This window comes from Pseudomonas antarctica (assembly GCF_001647715.1).
GTDB classification, from domain to species: domain Bacteria; phylum Pseudomonadota; class Gammaproteobacteria; order Pseudomonadales; family Pseudomonadaceae; genus Aquipseudomonas; species Aquipseudomonas antarctica_A.
Map to the genome: position 1 here is coordinate 6,283,698 of NZ_CP015600.1, position 9,253 is coordinate 6,292,950.

Genomic DNA, 9,253 nt, shown 5'->3' on the forward strand with positions numbered 1-9,253 from the left:
TCGGCCATGGGCCTGCATTTGAATCAAGGCGACGACGAACTCGTCGAGAACCACGAAATCAACGTCACGCCGTTTATCGACGTGATGCTGGTGCTGCTGATCATCTTCATGGTGGCGGCACCGCTGGCCACCGTGGACATCAAGGTCGACCTGCCCGCGTCCAGCGCAAAACCTGCGCCGCGGCCGGAAAAACCGATTTTCCTCAGCGTCAAAGCGGACCAACGCCTGTTCCTGGGCGAAGAAGAAGTCAAAACTGAAACCCTGGGCCCGGTACTCGACGCCAAGACCCAGGGCAAGAAAGACACGACGATATTCTTCCAGGCCGACAAGGGCGTGGACTACGGCGACCTGATGAGCGTGATGGATGCCCTGCGGGCAGCCGGCTACCTCAAGGTAGGCCTGGTCGGACTTGAGACGGCAGCCAAGAAATGATCACGACGCGCCACAAACTGACGCGTTATGGCACCAGCCTCGCCGTCGTGCTGGGCGTGCATGCCGTCGCGATCATCATCGCGCTCCAATGGTCCGCGCCACATCCGGTGCAACTGCCACCGGCGGCCATGGTCATCGACTTGGCGCCAATGCCCGCACCGCCGCCGCCGGCACCGCCCAAGGTGATTACGCCGCCGCAGCCGCCGGCACCGGTGGAAGAGCTGCCCCTGCCGAAAATGGCCGAGGCGCCCAAGCCAACAATCCAGGTACCCAAGCCGGTCAAGCCCAAACCGAAGCCTCAGCCACCCAAGCCAGTGGAGAAGAAGCCCGAGCCGCCCAAGGAAAAACCTTCCGAGGAGCCGCCGAGCGAAACCCCACCGACCAACACACCGGCTGAAAAATCGGCGCAGCCAGCTCCTGGCCCATCGCCACAACAGGTAGCGGCCAAAGCTTCCTGGGAAGGCACCCTGCTGGCGCACTTGCAGAAGTACAAGAAGTACCCGCCAGGCGCCCAACAGCGTGGCAAGGAAGGTTTGAACCGCCTGCGCTTTGTAGTCGATGCCGAAGGCAACGTGCTGTCTTACGAGTTGGTCGGCCGCTCCGGCAACGCTGACCTGGACCGAGCGACCCTGGACATGATCCGTCGTGCCCAGCCACTGCCCAAACCACCGGCCGATATGTTGAAAGGTGGCAGCGTCGAAATCGTCGCGCCGTTTGTTTACAACATCGAAAAGCGTCGCCGATAACCCTCTCCGTGGGCACTCCAGGTGCCCACGGTTGCTTTTCCCCCTCCCATCGCTTCAAACCTGAACAGAGATTGAACAGGTTAAGCGTGCGCTCGATCTTCACTTGTAACATTTCAATACGAAGCCAATTATTCGCGAATGGTTCTCATTAGTGGATATTCGGCATGCCCGACCTTGCCCGATTGACTCTCGCCCTGCTCGCGCTACCTGTCGCCGCCCATGCGGATCGACTGGTCACAGTGGGCATTCAAAACCACACCTTCACACCCTCAAGCATCGAAGTGCCGGCAGGCGAACGTTTTCGCATCCAGCTCACCAGTCATGACGAGAGCGTCGATGAGTTCGAAAGCTATGACATGAAGTTCGAGAAGATCATCGTTCCCGGCAACACCGTCACCGTTTTCGCCGGCCCGCTGCACCCCGGCACCTACACCTTTTTCGATGACTACCACCCGGACCAGGCCAAAGGCACGGTCACCGCCGTCGCGCCGAAGGAGTAGGCCATGCTCGCTTGTTTATTGATTGTGTTTCGTGAAGTGCTGGAAGCCGGGATTGTGGTCGGGATTATCATGGCCGCCACCCAGGGCCTGGCACGACGCGGCCTGTTTATCGGCGGCGGGATCGCCGCCGGCGCGCTGGGTGCAGGCCTCCTCGCCCTGTTCACCGGAGCAATCACCCAGGCGCTGGAAGGGTTCGGTCAGGAAATCTTCAACGCGGCGATTCTGATTGTCGCGGTCATCATGCTCGGCTGGCACAACCTGTGGATGGCCACCCATGGTCGCGAATTGGCGACTCAACTGCGCAGCGCTGGCAGTGCCGTACTGCGTGGCGAAAAATCACTCTGGGCATTGGCCGTCGTGATCACCGTGGCGGTGTTGCGCGAAGGCTCGGAAATCGTGCTGTTCCTTTATGGCATTGCCGCCTCGACCCAGACCGACCCGCTCACAATGCTGACCGGCGGCGTGCTCGGCATCATCGCCGGTGCAGCGCTTTCCTGGCTGCTGTATCGCGGCCTGATCGCCGTCAGCCTCAAGCGTCTGTTCTCGATTACCGCCTGGATGATCGCCCTGCTCGCCGCCGGTATGGCCGGGCGCGCGGCCGCGATACTGGCCGGTATCGACCTGATTCCTGCCTGGGGCTATCAGCTCTGGGACACCTCCTGGCTGGTTTCCGATGCCAGCCTCACCGGCAGAGCGCTGCAAGCGCTGGTGGGCTACACCGATCGACCGCTTGGCGTTCAGCTGGTTGCCTGGGTGGTCACGCTGCTACTCCTGGTGACGGGTAATCGATTGATTCATTCACGTTCCCCCTCCAAAGGAGCTGCCACATGAAATACCTGAGTAAACCATTGGCCACCGCGCTGGTGCTCGTCGGCGCTGCGTCCGTATCCGCACTGGCCCAGGCCCGCGAATACCCGATTGGCGGGCCGGTACAAGCCAACGACATGGAAATCGCATCGTCTTATCTGGTGGGCATTGAGATGGCGCCTATGCCGCCAGGTATGGTCATGAGCAAGGATTCAGTGCACCTGGAAACCGACGTCCACGCCACCGCCGACAACAAGTACGGCCTGGCCAACGGAGAATGGGTACCGTACCTGACCATCACGTACTCCCTGGTCAAGCAAGGCGCGCCGGACTACAAGGAGATTGGCACCCTGCTGCCAATGGTCGCCAAAGACGGCGCACACTACGCCAACAACGTGAAGATGGACGGCCCTGGCACCTACACCGTCGTACTGCGCTACGAAAGCCCGCAAATCAAGGGTTTCTTCCACCATGTCGACAAAGAAACCGGTGTGCCCGAGTGGTGGTCTCCCTTCACCGAAACCTTTACATTCAAGTACCCACAGAGCTAAACGCGTACTTACGACATTCGATTACTGGGTGTCGTAAACACCACCGTGTCTGATAACGTGCGTCTATCGATTGCAGCCGGTATGCTTGGCCCGCAACCTCATGGACGCCCGCTATGACTCTTACAGAATTACGCTACATCGTGACCCTCGCCCAAGAACAGCACTTCGGCCATGCGGCCGAGCGTTGCCATGTCAGCCAGCCGACGCTGTCGGTGGGCGTGAAAAAGCTTGAAGACGAACTCGGTGTGCTGATTTTTGAGCGCAGCAAGAGCGCCGTGCGCCTCACGCCAGTCGGCGAAGGCATTGTTGCCCAGGCCCAGAAGGTACTGGAACAAGCCCAAAGCATTCGCGAGCTGGCCCAGGCCGGCAAGAACCAGCTGACCGCACCGCTGAAAGTCGGCGCCATCTATACCGTCGGCCCGTACCTGTTCCCGCACCTGATCCCGCAACTGCACCGCGTTGCGCCGCAGATGCCGCTGTATATCGAAGAAAACTTCACTCACGTACTGCGCGACAAACTGCGCAACGGCGAGCTGGACGCGATCATCATCGCCCTGCCGTTCAACGAGGCAGACGTGTTGACCCTGCCGCTCTACGACGAGCCGTTCTATGTATTGATGCCGGCCTCACACCCGTGGACACAGAAAGACACCATCGACGCCGGCCTGCTCAACGACAAGAGCTTGCTGCTGCTCGGTGAAGGCCACTGCTTCCGCGACCAGGTACTGGAAGCCTGCCCGACCCTGACCAAGGGCAACGACGGCGCCAAGCACACCACCGTGGAATCCAGCTCCCTGGAAACCATTCGGCACATGGTGGCTTCCGGCCTGGGCATCTCGATCCTGCCGCTGTCGGCAGTGGACAGCCATCACTACGCCCCTGGCGTGATCGCTGTGCGCCCGCTCACGCCGCCCGTGCCGTTCCGTACCGTGGCCATTGCCTGGCGTGCCAGCTTCCCGCGGCCCAAGGCCATTGAGATCCTCGCCGACTCGATCCGCCTGTGCTCGGTGGCCAAGCCGCCTGCTGCGAGCTAAGCAAGCGTATGACTGAGCTGTCGCGAGTGTCGGTGACGGCACTCAAAGGTGTCGGTGAAGCCATGGCCGAGAAGTTGGCCAAGGTCGGCCTGGAGAACCTCCAGGACGTGCTGTTTCACCTGCCCCTGCGTTATCAGGACCGCACACGTGTGGTGCCCATCGGCCAGTTGCGCCCGGGGCAGGACGCCGTGGTTGAAGGCACCGTCAGCGGTGCCGATGTGGTAATGGGCAAGCGCCGCAGTCTGGTCGTACGGCTGCAGGACGGTACCGGCGGGCTGAGCCTGCGCTTCTATCACTTCAGCAATGCACAAAAGGAAGGCCTCAAGCGTGGCACCCGCGTGCGCTGTTACGGTGAAGCCCGGCCTGGCGCCTCGGGCCTGGAAATCTATCACCCGGAGTACCGCGCTATCACCGGCGACGAGCCGCCTCCGGTCGATACCACGCTCACGCCGATCTACCCGCTGACCGAAGGCCTGACACAGCAACGCCTGCGCCAACTGTGCATGCAGACCCTGACCCTGCTCGGCCCGAAAAGCCTGCCCGACTGGCTGCCTCTGGAACTGGCCCGCGACTATCAACTGGCGCCGCTGGACGATGCGATTCGCTACCTGCACAACCCGCCAGCCGATGCCGATGTCGACGAACTCGCGCTCGGTCATCATTGGGCACAACACCGCCTGGCCTTCGAAGAACTGCTGACCCACCAGCTGTCTCAGCAACGCCTGCGCGAGAGCATGCGTTCGCTGCGCGCCCCCGCGATGCCCAAGGCCACGCGCCTGCCGGCGCAATACCTGGCCAACCTCGGCTTTGCGCCAACGGGCGCCCAGCAACGTGTGGGCAATGAAATTGCCTATGACCTCAGCCAGCACGAACCGATGCTGCGGCTGATCCAGGGCGATGTGGGCGCGGGCAAGACCGTGGTCGCCGCCCTCGCCGCCTTGCAAGCATTGGAAGCCGGTTACCAAGTGGCGCTGATGGCGCCCACCGAGATCCTCGCCGAACAACATTTCATCACCTTCAAGCGCTGGCTCGAACCGCTGGGCCTGGAAGTGGCGTGGCTGGCGGGCAAGCTCAAGGGCAAGGTCCGCGCGGCGGCACTGGAACAGATCGCCGGTGGTGCACCGATGGTGGTGGGCACCCACGCGTTGTTCCAGGACGAAGTGCAGTTCAAGAACCTCGCACTGGTGATTATCGACGAACAGCATCGTTTCGGCGTGCAGCAGCGCCTGGCATTGCGCCAGAAAGGTGTGGGTGGGCGCATGAACCCGCACCAACTGATCATGACCGCCACGCCGATCCCGCGCACGCTGGCCATGAGTGCCTACGCCGATCTCGACACATCAATTCTGGATGAGCTGCCGCCGGGCCGCACACCAGTCAACACCGTGCTGGTCACCGACACGCGGCGTGTGGAAGTGATTGAGCGCGTGCGCGGCGCCTGCGCCGAAGGGCGTCAGGCCTACTGGGTGTGCACGCTGATTGAAGAGTCCGAAGAACTGACCTGCCAGGCCGCCGAAACCACCTATGAAGACCTCACCAGTGCCTTGGGCGAGCTCAAGGTCGGGCTGATCCACGGCCGCATGAAGCCTGCGGAAAAAGCCGCCGTGATGGCCGAATTCAAGGCCGGCAACCTGCAACTGCTGGTGGCCACCACCGTGATCGAGGTCGGTGTGGACGTGCCCAACGCCAGCCTGATGATTATCGAAAACCCCGAGCGCCTGGGCCTCGCCCAACTGCACCAGTTACGCGGCCGCGTTGGCCGGGGCAGCGCCGCCAGCCACTGCGTGCTGCTCTACCACCCGCCGCTGTCACAGATCGGCCGTCAGCGCCTGGGCATCATGCGCGAAACCAACGACGGTTTTATCATCGCCGAAAAAGACCTTGAACTGCGCGGCCCCGGCGAAATGCTCGGCACCCGCCAGACCGGCCTGCTGCAATTCAAGGTCGCCGACCTGATGCGCGACGCCGACCTCTTGCCCGCCGTGCGTGATGCGGCGCAAGCGCTGCTTGAGCGCTGGCCGGATAACGTCAGCCCGCTGCTCGATCGTTGGCTCAGGCATGGGCAGCAATACGGCCAAGTGTGACGCCTGACTCACTTATCCAACCAACAGTTGTATCAAGCTGGTTATACTTCGATGACTGTAAGAAATTGGATCAGGCCATGTCAGAAGTCGCCCTCGCCACAGCCCCACTGACCGCCCCGCCGGTCATTCGGGCTCTGCTCGCAAAGCTCGCCATCCCTTACACGGAGGTTGTCGAACAGCCTGGCCTGAATCCCGCGCAAAAAGTCCAGGCAGTGTTGCTGGAAGACGCCGTCGGCGCGCTCATGGTGTTGTTCCCGCAAAGCCAGTTGCTTGACCTCAACCGTCTCGCCGAACTGACCGGCCGCCGCCTCATAGCCGTGTCGCCGGACCGCATCGAGCGCATGTTGGCCAAGCATGATCTGAACCTGCTGCCCGGCCTGCCGGCACTGACCAGCTCGCCTTGCCTGTACGAAGGCAGCCTGCTCAGCGAGCCAAGCCTGCTGGTGCACTCAGGCGAAGCCGGGCTGCTGCTGGAAATCGCCAGCGGCGACTTCAAGACCATGCTCACCAAGGCCAGCGCCGGGCACTTCGGCGAACCGTTGAGTAACATCCGCCCCAACCTCGACCGCCCCAATGATGACCGCGAGGAAATCACCCAGGCGATGCAGGCCTTCACCGCTCGCCGAATCCAGCAGCGCCTGGAAGCAACTATCGAGATTCCACCCCTCGCCGACACGGCGCAGAAGATTATCAAGCTACGTGTCGACCCCAACGCCACCATCGATGACATCACCGGCGTAGTCGAGACCGACCCGGCCTTGGCCGCCCAAGTGGTGAGCTGGGCGGCGTCGCCGTACTACGCGTCGCCAGGCAAGATTCGTTCAGTGGAAGACGCCATTGTGCGCGTGCTCGGCTTTGATCTGGTGATCAACCTGGCACTGGGCCTGGCCTTGGGCAAAACCCTGAGCCTGCCGAAAGACCACCCGCACCAGGCCACGCCGTACTGGCACCAGTCGATCTACACCGCCGCCGTAATCGAAGGCCTGACCCGCGCCATGCCCCGCGCCCAGCGCCCGGAAGCCGGCCTGACTTACCTGGCCGGCTTGCTGCACAACTTCGGTTATCTGCTGCTGGCCCATGTGTTTCCACCGCACTTTTCGCTGATCTGCCGCCACCTCGAGGTCAACCCGCACCTGTGCCACAGCTATGTCGAGCAACACTTGCTGGGCATCAGCCGCGAGCAGATCGGCGCCTGGTTGATGCGCTATTGGGACATGCCGGACGAGCTGTCCACCGCCCTGCGCTTCCAGCACGACCCGACCTATGACGGGCAATATGCTGAATATCCGAATCTGGTGTGTTTGGCTGTGCGCTTGTTGCGCAGCCGTGGCATTGGCTCCGGGCCGGATGAGGCGATTCCGGATGCGCTGCTTGAGCGTCTGGGCTTGAGCCGTGACAAGGCTGAAGAAGTGGTCGGCAAGGTGTTGGATGCCGAGGTGCTGTTGCGTGAGCTGGCATCGCAGTTCAGCCAGGGCTGACACCGTCGCCTGATAAACCGCTATCGCAGGCAAGCCAGCTCCCACAGTTGACCGAGTTCCAACCCTGGAATGCAGTCAACTGTGAGAGCTGGCTTGCCTGCGATGAATTCATCTCGGTACCCCTGAAGAAACCCTTCAACCCTTCTTCTTTTTCTTCGGTTTCAAATACTTGGTCAGCCCCTGGAACCAGATCACCAGCGCCGGGTTGCCCTTGATCTGGATCGACTTGTCCTGAATCCCCGTCATGAACGCCAGTTGCTTGTTCTTCGCCTGCATCGTGGCGAAGCCGTAGGCCGCATCTTTGAAAGCAATGGCAAATGCCGGTGCAGGGTGAACCCCTGAACGGCTGGTGATGCGCTGGTCTTTGACGATGAAGTGACGGGCAACCTTGCCGTCGAGGGTCTGCAACTGGAACGCCAGGTCTTTGTCACCCAGTTGTTGCTGGAAAGCGGGGTTGGTGCGGCTGGCTTTGCCCATCATCAGGCCAAGCACCCACAGCAGAAGACGAAATTTCATGCACACGGCCTCGGTGTATTTATTAAGTGGCCGCAGCAGTGTAACGATTTGCAGAAGGAACGCCACCGATCTCGTGCTTTAGCAGGAGATCGGTTGGCGTTTAACGCTTATAGCAACATGTTACTTAAACGTTAGGGCAAGGCACCGGCGCCCAGTCGGCGAGGTTTGGATCGCGGCAAGTGCCTTCGATCTGTGCTTTACCGGCGCTGGCGACCTGCTTGCTTTCAGCTTGCTTGGCCTGGACGGTCTGGATGCTCTTCTCGGTGGTCACCGCTTCTTTCGGCACGGTTGGCAATACCAGCTTCTTCGCAACTTTTGCCGGCGTCTTGCCCTTCTTGGCCGGCACCACTGGCGGCGTCACGTCTGCCTGGGCAACGGTTACCACGTCGTTGCGCTGCACACCGACTTGCTGCAGGTCTTTCTCGTAGGCCTGGGTGTAGTTGTTCAGGTCTTCGCTGGCTTTACCGTTGACCGCGACGATCAGGTCATTGGATTCCTTCAAGCCTGCAACGATTTCCGCCAAGCGCTTGCGGCCTTCGGTGTCGTTGACGGTCTTGGCTTTACGATCGGTCACCAGCTTGGTGAACGCGCTCTGATAGCACTGCTGGGACGCCTTGGCGTAGGCGGTGCTCCGGTCGATGTCGGAAGCGCTTTTGTTGAAGTCCGTGGAGTAGGACGCGATGCGCTGGTTGTCATCCGTGATCTGCTTCTGACGCTCGGTGTAGTAACCCGCTGCGCCGCCGGCCAGGGCGCCGCCCGCTGCACCGATAGCGGCGTTACGGCCGCGCTTTTCGGAGTCGCCGGTCAGGGCACCCAACAGAGCACCGCCGGCCGCGCCGAGGGCCGCACCGGTCACAACCGACTTGGTCATGTTCGAATCGGTTGCGCGCAAGTGCTGCACCGGCTCGTAGCAGTTCGGGTAGTACTCGACCTTGGTGCTTGACGCGACCTTGGAGGCCGGCGACGTGGCGCAACCAGTCAACACGGTGCTAAAACCGGCTGCGATCAGCAGCAGGTGACGCTTGGAAACCGCCTTACGGGAAAAAAGCATAGGTGTGTTCTCTTTTAAGTTTGACTTGCCCAGCACGGCCCACCGCCGCCTGAG

At 61.5% G+C, this 9,253-nt stretch carries 10 protein-coding genes; 8 read left to right on the forward strand and 2 right to left on the reverse strand.

From position 1 onward, the window contains the following. Nucleotides 1-6: 6 nt before the first annotated feature. From exbD to A7J50_RS28700, 8 genes are all read left to right on the forward strand, one after another. Nucleotides 7-432: a TonB system transport protein ExbD gene (exbD, locus tag A7J50_RS28665; protein ID WP_017526806.1), complete on the forward strand. Its 426-nt coding sequence runs from the start codon at nucleotides 7-9 to the stop codon at nucleotides 430-432. Continuing rightward, the gene (locus A7J50_RS28670; RefSeq protein ID WP_064454729.1) at nucleotides 429-1,178 is read left to right on the forward strand and encodes an energy transducer TonB family protein; all 750 of its coding nucleotides are present in this window, start codon (nucleotides 429-431) and stop codon (nucleotides 1,176-1,178) included. Before exbD ends, A7J50_RS28670 begins: the two co-directional genes overlap by 4 nt. 164 nt (nucleotides 1,179-1,342) lie before the next feature. Next, nucleotides 1,343-1,678 (forward strand): cupredoxin domain-containing protein, encoded by a 336-nt coding sequence (locus A7J50_RS28675; RefSeq protein WP_064454730.1) that lies wholly within the window; start codon nucleotides 1,343-1,345, stop codon nucleotides 1,676-1,678. A 3-nt stretch (nucleotides 1,679-1,681) separates the two neighbouring features. Continuing rightward, on the forward strand, nucleotides 1,682-2,509 hold the full coding sequence (locus tag A7J50_RS28680) for an FTR1 family iron permease (protein ID WP_064454731.1): 828 nt from the start codon (nucleotides 1,682-1,684) through the stop codon (nucleotides 2,507-2,509). After that, nucleotides 2,506-3,036, forward strand: a complete 531-nt coding sequence (locus tag A7J50_RS28685; RefSeq protein WP_064454732.1) for an iron transporter — start codon at nucleotides 2,506-2,508, stop codon at nucleotides 3,034-3,036. The genes A7J50_RS28680 and A7J50_RS28685 overlap by 4 nt, the downstream gene beginning before the upstream one ends. A gap of 113 nt (nucleotides 3,037-3,149) precedes the next feature. Then, nucleotides 3,150-4,070, forward strand: coding sequence for a hydrogen peroxide-inducible genes activator (locus A7J50_RS28690; RefSeq protein WP_003213305.1), 921 nt, complete (start codon nucleotides 3,150-3,152; stop codon nucleotides 4,068-4,070). 8 nt (nucleotides 4,071-4,078) lie between these two features. Then, nucleotides 4,079-6,154, forward strand: a complete 2,076-nt coding sequence (gene recG, locus A7J50_RS28695) for an ATP-dependent DNA helicase RecG (RefSeq protein ID WP_064455029.1) — start codon at nucleotides 4,079-4,081, stop codon at nucleotides 6,152-6,154. A gap of 77 nt (nucleotides 6,155-6,231) precedes the next feature. Continuing rightward, the gene (locus tag A7J50_RS28700) at nucleotides 6,232-7,632 is read left to right on the forward strand and encodes an aminoacyl-tRNA deacylase and HDOD domain-containing protein (protein ID WP_064454733.1); all 1,401 of its coding nucleotides are present in this window, start codon (nucleotides 6,232-6,234) and stop codon (nucleotides 7,630-7,632) included. Nucleotides 7,633-7,767: 135 nt separating this feature from the next. Here the strand turns inward: A7J50_RS28700 and A7J50_RS28705 are convergent, their stop codons facing one another. Then, nucleotides 7,768-8,148 carry a hypothetical protein gene (locus tag A7J50_RS28705; protein WP_064455030.1) on the reverse strand — a complete coding sequence of 127 codons (381 nt, stop codon included), beginning with the start codon at nucleotides 8,146-8,148 and terminating at the stop codon, nucleotides 7,768-7,770. 124 nt (nucleotides 8,149-8,272) lie between these two features. Continuing rightward, the gene (gene tagQ, locus A7J50_RS28710) at nucleotides 8,273-9,199 is read right to left on the reverse strand and encodes a type VI secretion system-associated lipoprotein TagQ (protein WP_064454734.1); all 927 of its coding nucleotides are present in this window, start codon (nucleotides 9,197-9,199) and stop codon (nucleotides 8,273-8,275) included. Nucleotides 9,200-9,253 lie beyond the last annotated feature (54 nt).

Excerpts from the sequence above, each read along its gene's own strand:
- exbD (WP_017526806.1), top strand. The coding sequence starts at position 7 with ATGGGCCTGCATTTGAATCAAGGCGACGACGAACTCGTCGAGAACCAC.
- A7J50_RS28670 (WP_064454729.1), top strand. The coding sequence starts at position 429 with ATGATCACGACGCGCCACAAACTGACGCGTTATGGCACCAGCCTCGCC.
- A7J50_RS28675 (WP_064454730.1), top strand. The coding sequence starts at position 1,343 with ATGCCCGACCTTGCCCGATTGACTCTCGCCCTGCTCGCGCTACCTGTC.
- A7J50_RS28680 (WP_064454731.1), top strand. The coding sequence starts at position 1,682 with ATGCTCGCTTGTTTATTGATTGTGTTTCGTGAAGTGCTGGAAGCCGGG.
- A7J50_RS28685 (WP_064454732.1), top strand. The coding sequence starts at position 2,506 with ATGAAATACCTGAGTAAACCATTGGCCACCGCGCTGGTGCTCGTCGGC.
- A7J50_RS28690 (WP_003213305.1), top strand. The coding sequence starts at position 3,150 with ATGACTCTTACAGAATTACGCTACATCGTGACCCTCGCCCAAGAACAG.
- recG (WP_064455029.1), top strand. The coding sequence starts at position 4,079 with ATGACTGAGCTGTCGCGAGTGTCGGTGACGGCACTCAAAGGTGTCGGT.
- A7J50_RS28700 (WP_064454733.1), top strand. The coding sequence starts at position 6,232 with ATGTCAGAAGTCGCCCTCGCCACAGCCCCACTGACCGCCCCGCCGGTC.
- A7J50_RS28705 (WP_064455030.1), bottom strand. The coding sequence starts at position 8,148 with ATGAAATTTCGTCTTCTGCTGTGGGTGCTTGGCCTGATGATGGGCAAA.
- tagQ (WP_064454734.1), bottom strand. The coding sequence starts at position 9,199 with ATGCTTTTTTCCCGTAAGGCGGTTTCCAAGCGTCACCTGCTGCTGATC.